Genomic DNA, 19,311 nt, shown 5'->3' on the forward strand with positions numbered 1-19,311 from the left:
TTTTAAAATACTTTTAAAGGCGTTATTGTAGCTTGTTTATTCTAAAACCTGTCTAAAAATCACGCCATCAATACCCATTTTTGCTAATTCCTCAATCTCGCCTTGTTCTTGGATCACATAGAGGATTTTAGTATCCATCAAATAGCACTCAGCAATCTTTTGATAGAGCTCTGGGGATTTCTCAAGGATAATATACACAGGCTTTAGGGCTGCATAGATGACAAAATCTGTAACATTATCCACTCTCAGGGCATATTTGACGCGATTTTGGAGGCAATGATGGGAGAGGACATACCCCTTATCATCGCACACATCAAACCATACGATGGCATGATTTTCCACCTTGGCAATCTCTGTAAAATCAGAAACTTTTCTAAACTTCGGATAAGCGATCCCATAATGACCGATAATAATCATTGCTGCCCCTCATGATATAAACATTTTTTTGAACAAAAATACCTCCCCCCGCTCAAAACAGCTTCTTGAGAAGAAATATAAGTCCCGCATTCACAGCACTCCACCATTATCTCCACATCTTGCTTGCCCTTGGGCTTTTTGGGCGATTTTCTCAAGAAAAAATACCACACCACCACACCAACAATCACCAATGGTATCAACAATCGCATTATCTATCCTTCCTATAAAAATAAGCTCGATTCCCTCGATAAACGCACTCATCTGGGGCAAATGCAATCTCTTGGTCCAGATGACTGCCTTTATAAAATAAATAATAGCCATTTTTCTTTAAAAACTTCCTGCCCTCTGCTATCAGCTCCCCACAGCCCATCACAGCCCTAGAAGTGATCAATGCGACTTTTTGGTCTTGGGCAAGCTCTAAGTGCTCAATCAGGCTCTTTTTAACCACGATATGCTCTAGCCCCAAACTCAAAACCACTTGATGTAAAAACCCCGCTCGCTTTAAACGCGGCTCGACTAAGATAAACGCACTCAAAGGTCTGCAAATCGCTAGTGCCAAAGCAGGGAAACCCGCCCCACTGCCAATATCCAAGCAAGAATCAAAATCACAGATAAATTTAAGAGGATAGATAGCGTCTAAAATATTTTCATAAAAGCCTGCTAGATCTTTGATACCACTCAAATTATGTGTTTTGTTCCACAAAAGCAACATCTCTCCATACAGCACCAATCTCTCTTGAGCGACTCTATCAAGCCCAAACTCTAGCGACAACTTCTCTAAATTCATAAAATCAGCATTCCATCGCCATAAGAATAAAATCGATAAGAATTTTTGATAGCAATCCCATAGAGTTCTTTGCATTTTTCTAAACCCACCATCGAAGCTACCAGCATAATCAACGTTGATTTTGGCAGATGAAAATTAGTCAAAAGGTGCTGTGTATGGAGGACAGGATTACCAAGATGGAGAAAAATATCGCACAAGGCAAATAAATCTTCTTGTTTTGTCCTTGGGGGCAATCTCTTATAATATTCCACGCTCCTAAGCGCTGTAGTCCCTACACACAAAATCTCTCTAGCCCCATCAAGCGCTTGCATTGTCTGGGTCGGGATACAAAGCGTTTCTGTGTGTATCTGATGTTCTCTGATATCTGCTACCTCCACGCCTGCAAAAGTCCCTGCCCCGACATGTAATGTCAAAAAACAATGCTGAAATTCCTTTTTCAAGCGCTCCAAGCCCGTAGTAGAAAAATGCAAAGAAGCCGTGGGAGCAGCGATAGCGCCATAGTTTTTGGCAAACACACTTTGGTATTCACTGCTATCTAGCTCACTAGAGGGGCGCTTGATATAAGGAGGGATAGGCATTTGCCCATATCGCTCTAACATCTCTAAGACCTCAGAAAGCCCTAAAGCCCTATTGTCTTTGAGAAATATCACATGGCGATACCCCCCCTCTTGGAGGGCTTTGATCTGGCACATATAGCCATTTTTGAGAGATAAAACCATTCCAGCTTGCACCTTGCCTTTCATCTGGACAAGATACAAGCCATCAGAAATTTGATGGTGGAATAAAATCTCCACACTCCCGCCACTCTCTTTTTTGCTATGAATCCTAGCTTTGATGACTTTAGTGTCGTTGAGGACAATGAGGGCTTTGGGAGGAATAAAATCAAAAATATGATAAAAATCACTATGAATAAGGCTGTCTTTTGTTCGATCATACACTAAAAGCTTCGCACTCTCTTTGGGGCTCGCAGGATAAGAGGCAATGAGGGCTTTAGGCAAGGCATAATCATAGCTTTGGAGCAAAAAATCCTGTGCAATCATTTATTCTTGCGTCTTTTCTTCTGATGATTTTGGTGATGATTCTTTTGATGGCTTGGGTGCGGGATTGACGATTTTAGCAATCAAAATAGAAAGGAGATAAAGCCCTATCAAAGGCAGGGCCATAAAAACTTGTGAAATCACATCTGGTGGGGTGATGATGGCTGCTAGGATAAAAATAATCACAATAGCATATTTGAAATAATGCTTCAAAGTCGCATCTGTAATCAAGCCTATTTTGGCTAAAAAATACGCCAACACAGGCAGCTCAAAGGCGATACCAAAACCAATAACCAAACGCGTGAAAAAAGTCACATAGCTTGAAGCTGAAATATTGGCCTCAAACATCTCATTACCAAACATCAAAATATACTTGATTGTGAAAGGAAACACCACATAATAGGCAAATCCCGCCCCAATGACAAACATAAAAGTCCCAAAAAACACAAAAGGCAAAACTACTTTTTTTTCATTTTTATACAAACCCGGCGCGACAAAAAGCCATAACTGCCAAAAAATAACCGGCACAGAAATCGCCAAAGCAGCAAAAAAACTCACCTTCATAGCGACAATAACGCCCTCAGCTGGGGATATTTGCACGAGCATTCCCTTGACTTGCTGGGAGCTAAATGCCGCATTTAAGGGGGCTTTGATCCACTCAAAAATATGTGTCCAAAAACTAAAACACACCAAAAACGCCACCAAAAGCGTTGCGACAGAAATCATCAGCCTTTTACGCAAGTCTTGAATATGGGGCTTCAAATCTTCAAACATACTTAGCCGTCCTTAAGGGGTTTTGATGTTCTTTTAAAGCCCGTGCCTTTAGGCTTGTAAGAGGGGGTATCTTGGGAAGTTTTGTTGGGGCTAGAAACTACTTTGGGTTTTTGAGATGGGGTTTTAGATTGAGTTTTGGCTTTTAAAGGTGTGTTAGGGTCTTTAGGGGCGTTGGGATCTTTGGGCTTGCGGCCTCGCTTTTTGGGCTCTGGGGGCGTGGGGGCAGTCGCTAGAGTCGCAGTAGGTTCAGGGGCTAGGAGTGCTTGGGGTGAGTCTTCTTGCTTGTATTCTCCAAACATTTCATCGATTTCTTTGAGCTGAATATCCTTGGTGATACCATCGACTTGGGATTGAAAATGGTTTTTGTATTCTAGGGCTTCTTTTTTGATTTCACTGATTTGGAGCTCTTTATCAAAGGTTTCTTTGGCGTCATTGAGTGTCTTTTTGACTGCTTTGAAAAACTTCACAACATCTACCATCGCTTGGGGGAGCTTCTCAGGACCTAAAAATATCACTGCAACAATCAAAATAACTAAAATCTCAAAAATACCCATACCAAACATTGAATACCCTAAATATAAGCCGATTTTATATAGAATCTTTTGGACTCCATTGTATAACAAAAATTCTAAACTTTTACTTTGAAATCAAAAAAGCTTTTTTATTTTCTCATCTAATTCTCATCTAAAAAAAGAAAGGGAGGGGATTGATTCCCTCTCTCAAAAAGCTCCCCTCTCAAAAAACCCCCCATCATCAACCCCACTCTCTCATCAAGCCCCCCCCTTTTTTCCACCACGTCTAAAGGCTAAAAACAAAGCATAAAAGCAAATACAGCCATCTAGGCCTTTTTATAATTTGCATAGTAATTTATAAAAAAATCCCCCATACAAGGACTATCCAGTGCTTGAAATGGAGAATTTTTGGGGAATAGATTATGCTTGCACTTCAGATAAATTCTGATAAAATTCCAAGAAGTTCTCTTGAAAAATAAGGCAGACCCATGATAGATATAAAAATTTTGCTCAATGATTTTAGCTCCGTAAGCCAAAAACTCCAAAGCAGAAACCTCGATCCAGCCTTGTTGGCAAACCTCAAAGACATAGCCATGTGCTATAAAGAAAAAAAACAAGAGCTAGAGGCCTCCCAAGCCTATCAGAACAAAACTTCCAAGATCTTTGCAGATTATAAAAACCAAGGCAAGCCTACACAAGAGCTCAAAGACGCACTCGAAGCCAACAAACAAAAAGCTTCTGTGCTCAAAGAAGAAACAGACGCACTCCAAGAAAAGCTCAATGCCATCTTGCTCCTTATCCCCAATCTCCCTGATAGCGCAACCCCCATCGGTGCAGATGAAAAAGAAAATGTCGAGATCAAAAAAATCCTCACACCCAAAACATTTGACTTCACGCCCAAAGAACACTGGGAACTCGCGCAAAAAAACGGCTGGATTGACTTTGAAGCAGGCGTCAAGCTTGCTAAAAGCCGATTTTCTGTCCTCAGAGGTATGGGCGCAAAGCTGAATTTTGCACTCATCAATTTTATGCTTGATTACAACCAACAAGCAGGCTTTGAGATGGTCGCTACGCCTGTGATTGTCAATAAAGATATGCTTTTAGGGACAGGTCAGTTGCCTAAATTTGAAGACGATATGTTTAAGGTAAGCGGGGATCTTGAAGACATCGATAGCCCATTGGGGCAAAAGCCAAAGGGGCATGAGCTGTATTTGATCTCTACTTCAGAAATCACTCTGACTAATCTCTATAATGACACAATCATACCCATTGAAGACCTGCCTATCTTGCTCACAGCACACACCCCTTGCTTCCGTAAAGAAGCAGGGAGCGCAGGGCGGGATACGCGGGGTATGATCCGGCAGCACCAATTCGATAAAGTCGAGCTTGTAGCCCTCACGCACCCTGATGAAAGCCAAAAAATGCAGCAAAAAATGATTGAAACTGCTAGTGGGATTTTGAGTGCGTTGGGCTTGCCCCATCGCTTGATGCAGTTATGCAGTGGGGATATGGGCTTTTCTGCTAGCAACACCGTGGATATAGAAGTATGGCTTCCTGGTCAAAACTGCTATCGAGAAATCAGCTCTATCTCCAATACTTGCGATTTCCAAGCCAGACGCGCAAAGATTCGTTTCAAAGATGGCAAAAAAAATTCACTAGTCCATACACTCAATGGCTCATCTTTAGCAGTGGGTCGCACGCTTGTAGCAATCATGGAAAATTATCAGACAAAAGATGGCGATATTATCATTCCGCAGGTCTTGCAGAAATATCTTTGATTGAGATTTTATGCCAAATCAAAAGCCAAACACCCCAAATACTATCAGCTCCATCACGGATACCCCATCGAGCAAACAAGAGTCTAGTTCCTTCAAAGACAAAATCAATGCCAAGCTCCGACCTCTTTTAGAACATCAAATATTTTTATCTCTACAAAGCACCATCATTGCCTATTACCATAAGCTCAAGCAAGACAAAAAGATATTTTTTCCCCTGATTGCTGCTATTTCTATCGTGCTTTTAGCGCTATTGATCTGGCTACTAGTCGCAATCTTTTCGCCAACCCCCACACAAACCCCGCCCACACCCAAAGAGCCTATCAATACAGACACGCCCAAATGGACACTCCCCTCCTTACCCAAGCTAGAGCCAAAAGTCCCCTCTATCAATGACAAAAGCCTTGATAATCTCATCAAAAAAGCCAACTTGCTCTATCACAGCGGGGATAGATCTGAAGCACTCAATATCTTTCGCAATATCGCTTCTTTTTCCCAGTCGATTGCCAATCTCAACTTAGGTGTAATCAAATTCAAAGAACAAAATTATGCCGATGCGATCACTTCATTTGAACGCTCAATCGCCTCAGGGGAAAATGCTAGCTTGAGTGCTATCGATGCAATGGTGAGTGCGTATTATCTCCAACGCCCTGATCTCTATACACATTATCTCAAACTCGCTAACTCCCATCTCTCTGATTCTGCCCACGAGCCTTTTTATTCATATCTTTATGCCCTGATCCAATACTACAACGGCTACTATTTTGAAGCACTCTCCCCGCTGCTAAACCCCAATTCAGATAGCTTTAGCGCACCAAGCCATCGCCTTGCCTCAAAGATTTTTCTTATCTTCAATGACAATTACAACGCCCTGCTCCAACTCCAAGAAGCCGCCACGCCCCAAGATTACAAGTCATTAGGACTTTTGCACGCACGCATAGGCGAATACAGCAAGGCCAAAAGCTATCTCTATCAATACCTCAGCACGCACCCAAGGGATCTCCCAACTCTCCTAGCTCTCCAAATCATCGACCTAAAAATGGGTAACTTCAGTGCAGCAGCCAACACGCTAGATGCTATCGCAAATGACAAAACCCAGTTCCAAAAAGCCCTAACAATCTATCCCATCAAAATCACTCTGAATCGTTCGCTCTTTGATGTGAATCTCGCCCAAGAGGAGTTTTGGAATAGAAACTTTGAAACGCAAGAAAAAATCCCTTATAAAATCATCTTTTATTATGCGCCTTTCCGTGTCTTTGACGCTAAAAAGGCACTCAGTATCATTCGAGAGGGAGGGATTTTCTCAGATATCAGAAATATCCAAGAAGCCAAAAATATCTTAATCCAAGGGGGGACGATCTCTGCTATCAATGAAAACATTGCCAAAGCCCTCATCAAACTCAGCAAAAACAATATCCGTGGCGCACTCACTGACTTGCTCCACTCAGCCAAGTCCAACCCCAACCACGCTGTGTTGCACTACAATCTCGGGCTAATCTATGCACAAATGGGCGATTTTCAAAAGGCTTATGAGCATTTTTTGCGTGCTTATCATCTCAATACCTATGACATCACTTCGGGTTTATTTGCCATTATGGCAGCTAATTTTATCCATCAAGACACTAGCCGTATTCTGCACCAAATATCCCAAGATTTTGAAAGTATCCCTTTTGATTCGCCCACAGAAAAGAAATTTTTATCCTCTTTTATCGGATATTTGACCAACAATATCAGTGATGATATGGATTGGATCAACCAATCTCCCCAAAAATACCCTATCCATTACGCCCTCAAAGCTGCCTATGGTATCCACAACAAAGATAAAACACAGATTATCCAAGCCTTCAGTGAGCTCAAAGCCCTCTATCCTAAAGATATCGTATCCAATATTCTCCTTGAGCTCGCACACAACTATGATACCAACCTCAAACAAGTAGCCCTCAAGCTCTATAATCTATTTTTATCTGATAGATTTGACCTCAATAGCGTCTATTATGGTCCGGCATTTGCTAGAGAATTATATGTCTATATCGGCTTTATCACGGGCTCTCTGCAGACCCAAGAGAGCCTTTTAGACAAAAAGCTCATCTCCCAGACAGACATACCCAATGGCATTATCCAAGCCATCGCACTCATCAATATCTATCAGCACAAATTTGAAAAAGCCTACACACTCTATAATACCTTGATTGAAAATCTCAAAGAAGATGACGCACATACGAGATTTATGGGCGCTGTTGCTGCGGTGGGTGCTGGGCATCCAGAAAATGCTGTGCTCCTCTTGCAGCTCTCTAAAATGGATACGCCGACTAATTATGAAAGCCGCTATGCACTGGGCTTGCTCTATCAAGAAGTGGGCAATTTCAGAGCAGCAGCCAACCATTATAATTCCATTGCTGCGAGCAATTTCAAGTCAGAGTATTTTGACTTTGATATCGATACCCAAAAGATAAAGGCAGCACCCAAGCAGTGAATACACAAATCCTATCACAACTCAATCCCGCCCAACAAGAAGCCATACAACATATCGATGGTCCTATGCTTATCCTTGCAGGGGCAGGGAGTGGGAAGACCAAGACGCTCACCACGCGTTTGGCTTATCTCATTGATGTAGTGGGTATCCCTGCAAGTGCGACCTTGACCCTCACTTTTACCAATAAAGCCGCGTCTGAAATGCGTGAGCGGGCATTAAAGCTCATCAGCAACGACACCACCCACCCGCCATTATTATGCACTTTCCATAAGTTTGGACTGCTATTTTTGAAATTCCATATCCATTATCTCGAGCGTGGGGTTGATTTTGTCTTGATTGATAGTGATGATAAGAAAAAAATCCTCAAAACCCTCTCCACAAGCCTCCCAATCGGCTATATCGAATCCCAAATCTCACAGATGAAAAACTCCATCATCTCCCCTGCCCAAGCCCTAAGCACAGCCTCAGACAGACACCAAAAGCTCTTAGCGCAAATCTATCAAGACTACACAGATTTTTTAGTATCAAAAAATATGCTTGATTTTGATGACCTCTTAGCCCTCAGCTATGAGATCTTAGATACGCACCCAAGCCTAGCCCAAGAAATCAGCCAACGCTACTGCTATATTATGGTCGATGAATATCAAGATACCAACTATCTGCAATACCAACTACTCAAAAAGCTCTGCAGCGCCCATCAAAATCTCTGTGTCGTGGGCGATGATGACCAAAGTATCTACGGCTGGCGCGGGGCTGATATCAGCAATATTTTAGAATTCAAAGATAATTTTGAAAATACAAAAATCATCAAACTCGAGCAAAACTATCGCTCAAGCACGCAAATCCTCACCATCGCTAATACCCTCATCGCACACAACTATTCCCGACTGGGTAAAGAGCTAGTCAGCACAAAAGGAGAGGGCAAAGAAATCACTTTGCTGCACGCATATGATGAAACTACAGAGAGCAATCAAATCTCTGCAGAAATCAAAAAAATACTTGCAAATGGCGGGAGTCCTGATGAAATCGCTATTCTCTTTAGGCTCAATGCCCTCTCACGCAGTATCGAAGAAGGCCTCAATCGTGCTAAAATCCCCTATAAACTCATCGGGGCAATGCGTTTTTATGAACGCGCTGAAATCAAAGACATCTTGAGCTATCTGCGGTTTATCCTCAATCCCAACGATGACTTTTCTCTATCTCGTATCATCAACAAACCCAAGCGAGGGATTGGAAAAACCACGCAAGAAAAAATCTATCAAATCGCCCAAAGTGCTAACCTCTCAGTATATCAAGCCCATCAATCTGGCAAATACACAGGAGTGCTCACAGATAAAACCCATCAAGCACTCAATGATTTCTTCTCCACTATCTCTACCCTTAGAGAATATTTAGATGTTTCTATGCTGCAATTTATCGATATTTTTATCACTGAAATTGACTTAGCCACAAGCTTGGATCACTCCAATGAATCCATTGATAGAATCTCTAATATCGAAGAATTTTATGGTATGTTTCGAGATTACTATATCCAATCCCCATCAAACTCTCTGCAAGACTTTCTCAATGACCTCTCTTTGAGCTCTGATGCTGATACCCCCATACAAGGGAGCATATCGTGTATGAGCGTGCATTCTGCTAAAGGGCTTGAGTTCAAATATGTCTTTATCACAGGCTTTGAAGAAGGATTTTTTCCTTTGATCCGTGAAGAGAGCGATATCGAAGAAGAACGTCGCCTTGGCTATGTCGCCTTCACGCGCGCTAAAGATGAGCTGTATATTTCCTATGTAGATTCGAGATTTTATAAAGGCAAGCGCACAGAACTAGAAAAATCGCGTTTCCTCCAAGAAGCAGGGCTTTTGGGGAATAAAACAGCAACTTTGAGCGAGGGAGAGTTCAAAAGTGGAGATTTGATATCACATAAAATCTTTGGTTCAGGTAGAATCATCAGTATTGAGGGCAAGGGCAAAAACGCCAAACTCAAAATCAACTTCGGGGGGCTACAAAGAGATATTTTAGCCTCCTTTGTCCAAAAGGTCTGAAATGCTCCTAAGATTTTTCCTATCTTTTTTCCTTGTCTATGGGCTTTGGGGAGCAGAAAACACCCAATCCATCAAAGACTACCTCGCGCAAGCCTACCAAAAACACTACCAACCCTATCACATCAAAATCAAAGCTATCACACTCACCCCACCCCCTAATATCGCTATCAAGGACTATCAAATCTCTTCATACAGCCTAGATAGCAAATATCTGAATAAAAAAACTGGTATCTTGCTTTTAAACACCATCTACCACAATAGTGCGCTCAAAATCCCCCTAGAATACCAAATCGAAGCTTCCATTGATGTCTATCGCGCTACAACTGCAATCAAAAAATCCCAAAATATCGATACCACCAACACCACCAAAGACCAAATCCCCCTAGATAAAATCACACAACTCCCCATCAAAGACACACAAATCGACCAAATCAGTGCCAAATCCTACATACCTGCAAACACCATCATCACCGCAGATAAAATCCAAGCTAAAATCCTCATCTATAAAAACGATTTATTCAAAGGTATCATCAAAGATGGGCATATCAACCTAGAAACCACATTGATTGCCAAAGAAAATGGCTCTAAAAATCAAACGATCCACGCCATCAACCCAGAGAGCAAAAAAATGATTCGTGTCAAAGTCATCGACAAAGGCAAAGGAGAAGTTTTATGAAAATGATCGTAGGTATCAGTGGTGCAAGCGGCGTGCGTTTAGCCATTAAATTTATCCAAGCTATCCCCAAAGAAATTGAACTTTTTGTCATCATTTCAGAAAGCGCTAAGCTTGTGAGCCAAAAAGAAATGGGTGAAGAGATGGATTTTTTGCTAGATACAAGCACGCAAGGGCGTAAATTCACTTTGTTTGATGAAGATGAGATTGGAGCAAATATCGCTTCAGGGAGCTTTGGGGTCGATATGATGGCTGTGATACCAACAAGTATGAATATGCTAGCTAAAATTGCTTGTGGGATCAGTGATGAGCTGATATCAAGATGTGCTAGCGTGATGATCAAAGAGCAAAAAAAGCTTCTGCTCGCCCCAAGAGAACTGCCATTTTCAAGTATCGCTTTAGAAAATATGCTCAAGCTCTCTCGCCTGCATACAATCATTGCACCCCCTGTTTTGGGGTATTATGCCAAGACTAAAGAGCTAGATTCTATGGAGGATTTTCTCATCGGCAAATGGCTGGACGCACTGGGTATTCCTAATCATCTTTATACTAGATGGGGAGAAAAGAGATGAAAAAAATTGCTATCTATCCTGGCACCTTTGACCCTGTAACCAACGGACATTTAGATATCATCAAACGCAGTGTGGAGCTTTTTGACCAAGTGATCATAGCCATCGCCAAATCAAGCTCCAAAAGCCCGATGTTTGCGCACCAAGACCGCCAAAAGATGATGGAGCTAGCCACAGAGGGGATTGGCAATATTCGGTGTGTGTGCTTTCAGACACTTTTAGCTGATTTTGCCAGAGAAAACCAAGCCAAGCTTATCATCAGAGGTTTGCGTGTGGTGAGTGATTTTGAATACGAACTCCAAATGGGCTATGCCAACGCCTCGCTCAATGATGAACTCGATACAATTTATTTTATGCCCACTTTAAAAAACGCCTTTATCAGCTCTTCTATTGTAAGGAGTATTTTAGAGCACCACGGCAAAGTCACGCATTTAATCCCAGAAAAAGTCTATCACTATATCCTCCAGCTCAAAGGACAAGTATGTATATCGCACTAGAGGGAGTGGACACCTCAGGCAAAACCACGCAAATTGCATTACTCAAAGACAGCTATCCAGAAGCGATTTTTACCAAAGAACCAGGTGGAAGCACCTTAGGAGCACAGATCCGTCAAATCATCTTGCACCAAACCAATCAAACAGACACCCTCGCCCCTAAAACAGAGTTTTTGCTATTTTTAGCCGATAGGGCTGAGCACACAGCAAAAGTCATCGCCCCCCATCAAGACAAGCTCATCATCTCAGACCGAAGTATCATCTCAGGCATTGCCTATGGAGCATCTATCCCGCAAGCCAAAGAACTCAATTTATTTGCCACAGACCACATAATCCCTGATGTCGTTATCTTGCTCCAAACAGACCTCAGCACGCTCACCTCTCGGCTTGCACAAAAATCTCACGACACCATTGAATCCAGAGGCATTAGCTATCTCCTAGAAGTCCAAGAAGCACTCAAGGCCACAGCCAAAGACTTAGGCTGCCAGCTCTATATAATCCCAGCTAGCCAAGACAAAGCAGCAATCCATACACAAATCAAGCAAATCATCACCACCCATCAATGAAATGTGTCCTTTGTGCGAGATTTTATCTCAAGCCCATCTGCCCCCAATGTCTTTCTCAAATCAATATCACGCCCTCAATACGCGTCATCAAAGGGGTGAGTATCTATAGCTTTTATCGCTATAGCGATATTGATATGTTACTCAAAAGCAAATATTATGTCTTTGGGAGTCGGATATTTGCAATGCTCTCTCAAAAAGCTAGCGATTATTTTTTCAGCCCCACAAACCCATCGCTCTGGAAGCAATCTAAGCTCTATGGCATAGGGATTGATGATTGCCCCAGAAGCTATTATTCACATACTGCCATCATACTCAAAGCATTTTGCCGCTATGGCCTTAAAGCCACTTATGGGGCATTGCAGGCAAAAAATATCGTGCATTATGCGGGCAAATCCCTCCGATACAGACAGCAAAACCCAAGAAATTTGACCTTCAAAGGTGATAGCTCTAAAGATTTCTTTTTGGTCGATGATATCATCACTACAGGCACAACGATGGCTGAAGCTATCGATACATTAGAAAAAGCAGGGGCAAATGTGTGCTTTGGTATCGCCCTATGCAACGCAGGGCATTAAAAGACATATCAAATTTCAATAACTAAGCCCGACCTCAACCCCATAGGCAATCGTTGAATTCGCAGGTTCAACAAAAAGCGAGCAATCATTAACCTTGCACGCACGGCGTTTATCTGAAGCATCAACACCCCAATAATCAAAAGTGCCTTGCACAAACAAAGCAAGCTTTTTACTCACAAAAAACTCTGCCCCCAAGGCGACTCTAGCGCCCATACCACCTGATTGCGTGAAATGCAGATTGTTATCATACCCAATATCTGTCATATGGCTTGTATTACGTCCTGTAAGCAGCACACGCAGCTCCCCATCGGCTTTGAGCCTGATGTGTTCATTGATACGAATCCGCAACCTAGGGCCAATGAGCCAATACAAATAGCTCTGCTCTCTTAGGTATGCACCAATGCCGTGTATTTGATTATGCAAATACCGATACCCCAAGCCTGTATATAAGCCCAAAATATCGTCCCTTTCATTGGCTAAAATATTCAGCCCCACGCGATATGCCACGCCCCAATAATAATCGCTAGAACGGGATTTGACAGGGATCGTTTCAACCCTGCCAGTGTTATAGATCGTTTGTATCGCACCATCATAGATATTTCTACCCATATCTGTAGCATAATAGAGCTCCAAATCGCTCTTAAGCCAACGATTGAAACGCAAGCCCCCCATGCCAGAGAGAACCCCCATGGGTCCACTCACACTCATCAAATCAGGCTCTTTATAGGTATAGCCCACAAGTCCCATCGAAAGAGTCCCATAAGGTCTAAACCACCAAAAATCTTGACCCTCTAAAACGCACATAGAAAACACAAACGCACCGAATATTTTTAGTTTATTGATCAAGTTTATCTTCCAAAATTTTGATTTGATTTTGCAAAGTATGGATTTCTCTGCTCATGTGCGCAGTCGCTGTGATCTGATTGAGCAAGACATAAATATCAATCATCACCAACAAGACAGCAAACATACCGATAAAAATCACAATCCGCACAGCCCTTCTAGCTGCTTGCAAGGCGAGATTTTCTTTTTCGGACTCTTTCATTGATAGGGCTAGCCTTCCTTATAGGATTCTGAAATTATAAAATATCTTTTTAAACAGCATAGCCAAGCTCATGCCCGCAACTGAAATCACCACGATACACGCCCCCACACTCAAATCATAAACATAAGAAACAAAAAATCCCCCCCACATAAAAACCAACGACAAAAACCAAGCCAAAACCATCTGCACACGCAGCGATGATACAAACATTGTAGCAATATAAGCTGGGATCGATAAAATCGAAAGCACCAAAATCAGCCCTGCCACACCCATACTCATCACCACGCCCAAAGAAACGAGGATAAAAATAATCGTATTGAAAAGCAAAACACGGATTTTTTTGAGCTGACAAAATTCACTATCATAAAAAATACTCAACAATTCACGATAATAAAACCCCACAAACACAAGCAAAACAACATCAAACACCGCAATACTCACAATATCGCCCTTAGCTACTGCGATGATAGAGCCAAAAAGATAGCTCGTGATATCGCTCCCATAACCAGGAGTCAAATCAATCAGAATAATCCCCACTGCCATACCAAGCGCCCAACTCGCTGCGATAAAGGTATCGATTTTGTCTTTATGCTTTAAGGTCGCATACACCATCAACAACGCCATCAGCACAGCAGCAAGCGAGGCTCCCAAAGTCGCATTGAAGCCAAAATATAAAGCCACGCCCACGCCCCCAAAAGCACTATGGGCAACCCCACCAGTCAAAAACACCGTTTTATTCGACACAACAATAGAGCCCACCACCCCCGCACAAATACTCACCAAAAACGAAGCAATCAGTGCGTTTTGGATAAAAGAATAAGATAAAAGCTCTACCATCACATCGCTTTAGAGAGTCTTGAGCTCTTCGGGGGAAAGATCTTGAAAAAATCTCTCTAAATCAAACTTCCCACCCAAATAAGCTGTAATCTCTTGGGCATCCACTAAGGCATTTTGCAAACAGCTAGTAGCCCCTGGAGAGGGCGTCATATTAAATGTAATCCCTTTGTTGGTAGCGATTTTTTTCTCACCAAGCTCTAGCTTTTTCTTGCTCCGATCAAGCACTTGAGGGCGCACCTCTCCAAAGCCCTCTGCATACTCAAGCTCGTGAAGCTGCAAAGAGGGGATAATTTTTTGTGCATCTTTGAGGAATTTTTTCTTCCCAAAATAAGGCAATTCAAAAATCATATTTTTAAACACATAATCACGGATTTCTTTATCTGAGAAGAGATCAAAGGCAATTTTAAAGACTTCTTTATTCAAATCCATCTTAAACAACTCCATACTGATCCCCCCAAACCAATGCTTATTACGCTCTAATTTAGGCATTGTGAGGGCTGTAGGACCCATTCTAGTTTTTCCTTTGATCACCACATCAGGATCCCCGTGCACAGCTGCAAATGGGAGCTTGGGGTTTTGCACGGTATAGACCTTTCCTTTGAGCAAATCAGGCACAAAATAAAAACTCCCTGCAACAGGCAAACAGCCCAAATCCATACCATAGCCCATCGATTGAGCCAAAGGGAGAGAATAAGAGCCCGCATTGACAAGCACAAATTTTGCATAGATTTCATCAGAATTTTCAGATATGAGCGCATAGCCCCCTGCGCGCGGCTCTATCTTTTTGACCCGAAAGTTTAAAAAGACTTCATTGCTGGGATTGAGAGTTTTGGCTTCTTGGACAAAATGCTCACTCAAAAGCCCAAAATTCATCGCACACCAATCTTTCTGAAAGCCTGAAGCGACCACATTTTCAGGCCGATCACTCCCATCAGAGCGCAAAATCACCTTAGGCTCTAGCTCCTTGATTCTAGCTTTGTCAAAAAACTCCAACTGTGGGAAAATCTCTAAAAAGCTCTCGTGACGCTTACGCATGAACTCACATTCGCTATCACCAACGCCAATAGCCATTTTTTGATTTTCAAAGATGATTTTATTTTGCAAGTTTTTTCGCAAGGCATAGTGTCTGACTTTATACGCAGAAAGCTTGACTTTTTTGGCCTTTTCAGCAGTGTAGTTTGTTTCAATAGAGCCATCGTGGATTGTTTGGGAATTTGCTTTGGGGCTTGAGCTTACTTTTGCAAGCTTATCGCATTTTTCTACAATAGCAATCCTTTTGATATCACTATATTCACTCAACGCATAAAAGGCCGCGCAGCCCGATACACCACCACCGATGATGACTACATCAAACTCATTTTGCATGTTTTACTCCTTAGATTACAAATTTATCAAGCAAATCAACTTCACATATATGCTGGCTCATATCCAAACTCAAACTCGGGACATCATGACTGATGACTTCTTTATTGACATAAAGCACCCGTGATGCATAGCCTAAAAGTATGGATATATCGTGGCTGATTACAATTATAGTATGATTGAGATTAAAGCTCTTTAATATTTTATAAATTTCTTTTTGGGCTTGGATATCGATATTAGAAGTGGGCTCATCTAAGATAATCAATTTGGGATCTCCACACAATGACCTAGCGATCAAAACCCGCTGTCTTTGCCCTCCAGAAAGATGAGAAATCCGCTTATAGGCCAAATGGGCTATCCCTAAGCGATCGAGCATTTCTAGGGCTTTGGCCGTTTCTTTTTTCCCTAAATGGCAGCCAAAAATCCTCTGCTTTAAAAATCCCATTTTGACTACATCAATAGCTTGTATGGGAAAATCACTATTGATAGTGGTATCTTGAGGGACATAGCCTATCAAGCTTTGTGCATCAAAGATTAAAGGATTGGGATAGAGGATATGCCCTTTATTGGGCTTTAATAAGCCAAGCAAAAGCTTGATTAAAGTCGTCTTGCCCCCACCATTAGGACCAATGAGGGCAAGAAAATCATTTTGGTTGATAGAAAAATGAATATTTTCTAGCACATAATGGGTATCATAGCGATAATACAATCCCTTGCCCTCAAGTAGCGTTTGGCTCAATCTAGCCCCCCTTGCGTGGCGATTGTGCGGCATATGTGTAAAATATTTTCCCTCCAATCTTCCTTTAAAGGATCGAGCACTTCGACCTTAAGCCCCAAATCATCAACCAAAGAAGCGATCCGTTTTTTAGAAAATTGCGGCTGTATGTAGATGACTTGGATATGCTTTTGTGCGATGAGATTCCTTAGGGCTACCATTTCTTTTGTCTTAGGCGATTTTCCCTCATTTTCAAGTGCGATTTCTTCTAAGCCATATTCTCTTGCTAGATAACCAAAAGCTGGGTGATAGACAACAAAAACCTTGTGCACGTTGGGTGCTGCAAATATCGCCTTGATGGCTATATCAAGCTGTTTGATTTCTTCAAGAAATTGCTCAAGATTTTTCTTATAAAATGCTTCTTTGGAGGGGTCAAGGCGTTTGAGTGTGTCATAGATTTTACGAGCTTGGATACTTGAGAGCTTCACAGATAGCCATATATGGGGGTCGTATCTGCCGTGATGGCTGTGGTCGTGGTGGCTATGGTCATAGGCTAAAAGTTCTAGCCCATCAGACAAATCAACAAAATCAATTTGTGGATTGATACTCATGAAACGTTCCAGCCAGACTTTTTCAAATTCCATTCCCACGCCAAAATAGATAGAAGCGTCTTTGAAATCGCCCATTTGACTCGGTCGGGGTTCATAGGTTTCTGGGCTCCTGCCATCAGGGACCATCGCAATGACATTGACTCCATCTCCTGCGATTTTTTTGACAAAATAAACCTGAGGGGGGACACTCACGATAATATTGAGTTTGCCAGCTCCATGAACAAGACCTGCACACACAACAACAAACACAATCCAACGCAACACTAGCACTATTTTTCCTCCTTTGGATCTGATGGGTCTAAATGCAAAGCATAATCATACAAATCAGACATTCCCAAGACCCTATCAATGAGCAATTTAGAGTGAGAAAAAATACCATTTTTTTCCTTCCCGACCCAAAGCGTGGTGATCACTACCCCGCCTAATATATTCTGCTCTTTGGTAAAAAACCTTGAAGTTGCAACACTCCACGCACTATGTGCAACTATCGCCTTGCCCTCATAGCTGCCAATATAAAGCATGATATGCCCTTTGAGCCATAAAATAGTCGCAAAAGGGGTCGCATTTTGAATAATGTATTTTTCCTTTTCTTTAGCCGATAAATGGCTCAAATCCACCATATTGTTGGCGTATTTTGCCTGTGCTGCAGAGTTTCTAGGCAAAAGGATTCCAAAATTTGCAAAACTATCGCGAGTGAAGCTTGAGCAATCTCTGTTTTCTAACGCACCTCCCCAGCCATAGCGCTGCCCCATCATCGCATTGATAATACCTGCCATCGCTTCGTTGTCTATTTTTTTGGGGAAAGAGCTAAATTCTGCTTCTTCAATAGGGGCTGTAATCAGCACAGCATAGCCATCAATATTTTTTTTAAAAACATACACTTGTTTGGGCTGGGTTTGGGCTGCTTGAGATTCTTTGGCTTCTTTGACCGCCTTATCTGCTTTGACTCCTTTAGACTCTTTGGCTTGGGGTGGGGGCTTGAGCGCGAAAATCTCTCCGATCCTAGCTCGTGTCAAAAACTCCCCTTGAGTGCTATAAAGCGGGATTTTATCCCGATTGGGGACAACATAATCTTTGAGCGAGAGCAGATAATCCATATCTTTAGGGTGGATTTTTGCCACATCACTGACCTTGACCCACCCATACACAAAACTGCTCTGTATATGCGCCCACTCTTTGGAGAGATCAAAATGCGTAATCAGCACAGGCGTGCCTTGAAAAATCAAAGAATTCTGCCAACGATCAAAAGGATAGCCACTCATCGAGCTATAGCGGGGCTTATCAGTAGGCACAGCACGCACATTTGTATCTGTAGTGATGATAGCCTTTAAAGCAGCGCTCGGATAATGCTCGATATCCATATCTGCATAGATTGCGCGTGTGTATTCTAAAGAATTTTTCTTGAGATTTTCCCCATAGCCAGGGTTTTTAAGCAAAGAGGGGGCTACCCAAAAGACTTCATTTTGATTGCGATCGACTTCCATCGTTGTCCAAGGCGAAAACCACACTTTGAGATAGTTGTTTTTTAATTCTGTTAAGACCTTAGGAGGGAGTGTGATATTTGAGTGCTCAAAGAGATAGAAATTCGCATCTTGGGGCATAGACAAATCAGCCAAAGGAGCATTTTTGCTCGCACAACCGATGAATAATAATGCAACCAAAAAAGAGATAACAACTCTCATAGCCCACCAAAAATTTTTTCATACACTTGTATATCATAGCCCACTATGACCTTTTCGCCATCAAATCCATCAATAATAGGGCGTTTGAGTAACAATGGGTATTGATGGCAATAAGCAATCTTGGCTGCTTGATCTAAATCCATGTGTTTGAGTTCTAGCTTCTTATAAGTCGTGCCTTTGGCATTTAAAACCACATCAATCCCTAAAATCGCTACCCATCGCTCAATATCGCTCAAAGGAGGGGTGTGGGCTTTGAGATCCCAAAAATCATAAACAATATTTCTCACATCAAAAAAGTGCCGAGCTTTCTGGACACTGCCACAATTTTTAATCCCAAATAACCTCATTTTGATAGCCTTTTCTTT

Annotated in this window: 21 protein-coding genes and 1 pseudogene; 8 read left to right on the forward strand and 14 right to left on the reverse strand. The window is 42.1% G+C overall.

Annotated features, from left to right (window positions below; translation table 11 throughout):
• Window positions 1–36: 36 nt before the first annotated feature.
• The 6 genes and pseudogenes from BKH46_RS02165 to tatB all read right to left on the reverse strand — a co-directional run.
• The gene (locus BKH46_RS02165) at window positions 37–417 is read right to left on the reverse strand and encodes a hypothetical protein (protein WP_095225188.1); all 381 of its coding nucleotides are present in this window, start codon (window positions 415–417) and stop codon (window positions 37–39) included.
• Window positions 414–626, reverse strand: a complete 213-nt coding sequence (locus tag BKH46_RS02170; protein WP_095225189.1) for a PP0621 family protein — start codon at window positions 624–626, stop codon at window positions 414–416. The genes BKH46_RS02165 and BKH46_RS02170 overlap by 4 nt, the downstream gene beginning before the upstream one ends.
• On the reverse strand, window positions 626–1,204 hold the full coding sequence (gene rsmG, locus BKH46_RS02175) for a 16S rRNA (guanine(527)-N(7))-methyltransferase RsmG (protein WP_095225190.1): 579 nt from the start codon (window positions 1,202–1,204) through the stop codon (window positions 626–628). The genes BKH46_RS02170 and rsmG overlap by 1 nt, the downstream gene beginning before the upstream one ends.
• Window positions 1,201–2,244 carry a tRNA preQ1(34) S-adenosylmethionine ribosyltransferase-isomerase QueA gene (gene queA, locus BKH46_RS02180; RefSeq protein ID WP_095225191.1) on the reverse strand — a complete coding sequence of 348 codons (1,044 nt, stop codon included), beginning with the start codon at window positions 2,242–2,244 and terminating at the stop codon, window positions 1,201–1,203. The genes rsmG and queA overlap by 4 nt, the downstream gene beginning before the upstream one ends.
• A complete protein-coding gene (gene tatC / locus BKH46_RS02185) occupies window positions 2,245–3,015 on the reverse strand; it encodes a twin-arginine translocase subunit TatC (RefSeq protein ID WP_095225192.1) in 771 nt (256 codons plus the stop codon).
• A gap of 299 nt (window positions 3,016–3,314) precedes the next feature.
• Window positions 3,315–3,578 (reverse strand): annotated as a pseudogene (gene tatB / locus BKH46_RS09735) (Sec-independent protein translocase protein TatB); the annotation flags it as partial.
• A gap of 437 nt (window positions 3,579–4,015) precedes the next feature.
• Here tatB and serS point away from each other — a divergent pair.
• The 8 genes from serS to BKH46_RS02230 are packed head-to-tail and all read left to right on the forward strand — an operon-like array spanning window position 4,016 to window position 12,694.
• Complete coding sequence (gene serS, locus BKH46_RS02195; protein ID WP_095225194.1) at window positions 4,016–5,305, forward strand: serine--tRNA ligase; 1,290 nt, start codon at window positions 4,016–4,018, stop codon at window positions 5,303–5,305.
• A gap of 10 nt (window positions 5,306–5,315) precedes the next feature.
• Window positions 5,316–7,775: a tetratricopeptide repeat protein gene (locus BKH46_RS02200; protein ID WP_095225195.1), complete on the forward strand. Its 2,460-nt coding sequence runs from the start codon at window positions 5,316–5,318 to the stop codon at window positions 7,773–7,775.
• A complete protein-coding gene (locus BKH46_RS02205) occupies window positions 7,772–9,817 on the forward strand; it encodes a UvrD-helicase domain-containing protein (protein WP_095225196.1) in 2,046 nt (681 codons plus the stop codon). Before BKH46_RS02200 ends, BKH46_RS02205 begins: the two co-directional genes overlap by 4 nt.
• Window position 9,818: 1 nt before the next feature.
• Window positions 9,819–10,493, forward strand: a complete 675-nt coding sequence (flgA, locus tag BKH46_RS02210; protein WP_095225197.1) for a flagellar basal body P-ring formation chaperone FlgA — start codon at window positions 9,819–9,821, stop codon at window positions 10,491–10,493.
• Window positions 10,490–11,062, forward strand: a complete 573-nt coding sequence (locus BKH46_RS02215; RefSeq protein WP_095225198.1) for a UbiX family flavin prenyltransferase — start codon at window positions 10,490–10,492, stop codon at window positions 11,060–11,062. Before flgA ends, BKH46_RS02215 begins: the two co-directional genes overlap by 4 nt.
• Complete coding sequence (coaD, locus tag BKH46_RS02220; protein ID WP_172402537.1) at window positions 11,044–11,556, forward strand: pantetheine-phosphate adenylyltransferase; 513 nt, start codon at window positions 11,044–11,046, stop codon at window positions 11,554–11,556. The genes BKH46_RS02215 and coaD overlap by 19 nt, the downstream gene beginning before the upstream one ends.
• Window positions 11,541–12,119: a dTMP kinase gene (gene tmk, locus BKH46_RS02225; protein WP_095225200.1), complete on the forward strand. Its 579-nt coding sequence runs from the start codon at window positions 11,541–11,543 to the stop codon at window positions 12,117–12,119. The genes coaD and tmk overlap by 16 nt, the downstream gene beginning before the upstream one ends.
• Window positions 12,116–12,694, forward strand: a complete 579-nt coding sequence (locus BKH46_RS02230; RefSeq protein ID WP_095225201.1) for a phosphoribosyltransferase family protein — start codon at window positions 12,116–12,118, stop codon at window positions 12,692–12,694. Before tmk ends, BKH46_RS02230 begins: the two co-directional genes overlap by 4 nt.
• 15 nt (window positions 12,695–12,709) lie before the next feature.
• Here the strand turns inward: BKH46_RS02230 and BKH46_RS02235 are convergent, their stop codons facing one another.
• From BKH46_RS02235 to BKH46_RS02270, 8 genes are read right to left on the reverse strand one after another with little or no spacing between them, the layout of a single operon-like run.
• The gene (locus tag BKH46_RS02235) at window positions 12,710–13,540 is read right to left on the reverse strand and encodes a hypothetical protein (protein ID WP_095225202.1); all 831 of its coding nucleotides are present in this window, start codon (window positions 13,538–13,540) and stop codon (window positions 12,710–12,712) included.
• The gene (locus BKH46_RS02240) at window positions 13,530–13,739 is read right to left on the reverse strand and encodes a DUF5408 family protein (RefSeq protein WP_095225203.1); all 210 of its coding nucleotides are present in this window, start codon (window positions 13,737–13,739) and stop codon (window positions 13,530–13,532) included. Before BKH46_RS02240 ends, BKH46_RS02235 begins: the two co-directional genes overlap by 11 nt.
• 18 nt (window positions 13,740–13,757) lie before the next feature.
• Window positions 13,758–14,576 carry a metal ABC transporter permease gene (locus BKH46_RS02245; protein WP_095225204.1) on the reverse strand — a complete coding sequence of 273 codons (819 nt, stop codon included), beginning with the start codon at window positions 14,574–14,576 and terminating at the stop codon, window positions 13,758–13,760.
• Between the two features lie 9 nt (window positions 14,577–14,585).
• Entirely contained in the window at window positions 14,586–15,941 is a 1,356-nt protein-coding gene (locus tag BKH46_RS02250) for an FAD-dependent oxidoreductase (RefSeq protein ID WP_095225205.1), read from the reverse strand.
• Between the two features lie 10 nt (window positions 15,942–15,951).
• Window positions 15,952–16,677 carry an ATP-binding cassette domain-containing protein gene (locus BKH46_RS02255; protein WP_253248273.1) on the reverse strand — a complete coding sequence of 242 codons (726 nt, stop codon included), beginning with the start codon at window positions 16,675–16,677 and terminating at the stop codon, window positions 15,952–15,954.
• Window positions 16,674–17,534, reverse strand: a complete 861-nt coding sequence (locus BKH46_RS02260) for a zinc ABC transporter substrate-binding protein (RefSeq protein WP_172402538.1) — start codon at window positions 17,532–17,534, stop codon at window positions 16,674–16,676. Before BKH46_RS02260 ends, BKH46_RS02255 begins: the two co-directional genes overlap by 4 nt.
• Window positions 17,534–18,946 (reverse strand): SH3 domain-containing C40 family peptidase, encoded by a 1,413-nt coding sequence (locus tag BKH46_RS02265; RefSeq protein ID WP_095225208.1) that lies wholly within the window; start codon window positions 18,944–18,946, stop codon window positions 17,534–17,536. Before BKH46_RS02265 ends, BKH46_RS02260 begins: the two co-directional genes overlap by 1 nt.
• Complete coding sequence (locus BKH46_RS02270; RefSeq protein WP_095225209.1) at window positions 18,943–19,293, reverse strand: ArsC/Spx/MgsR family protein; 351 nt, start codon at window positions 19,291–19,293, stop codon at window positions 18,943–18,945. Before BKH46_RS02270 ends, BKH46_RS02265 begins: the two co-directional genes overlap by 4 nt.
• Window positions 19,294–19,311: the final 18 nt, after the last annotated feature.

Origin of the sequence: Helicobacter sp. 12S02634-8 (assembly GCF_002272865.1) — a bacterium.
Classification (GTDB): Bacteria; Campylobacterota; Campylobacteria; order Campylobacterales; family Helicobacteraceae; genus Helicobacter_J.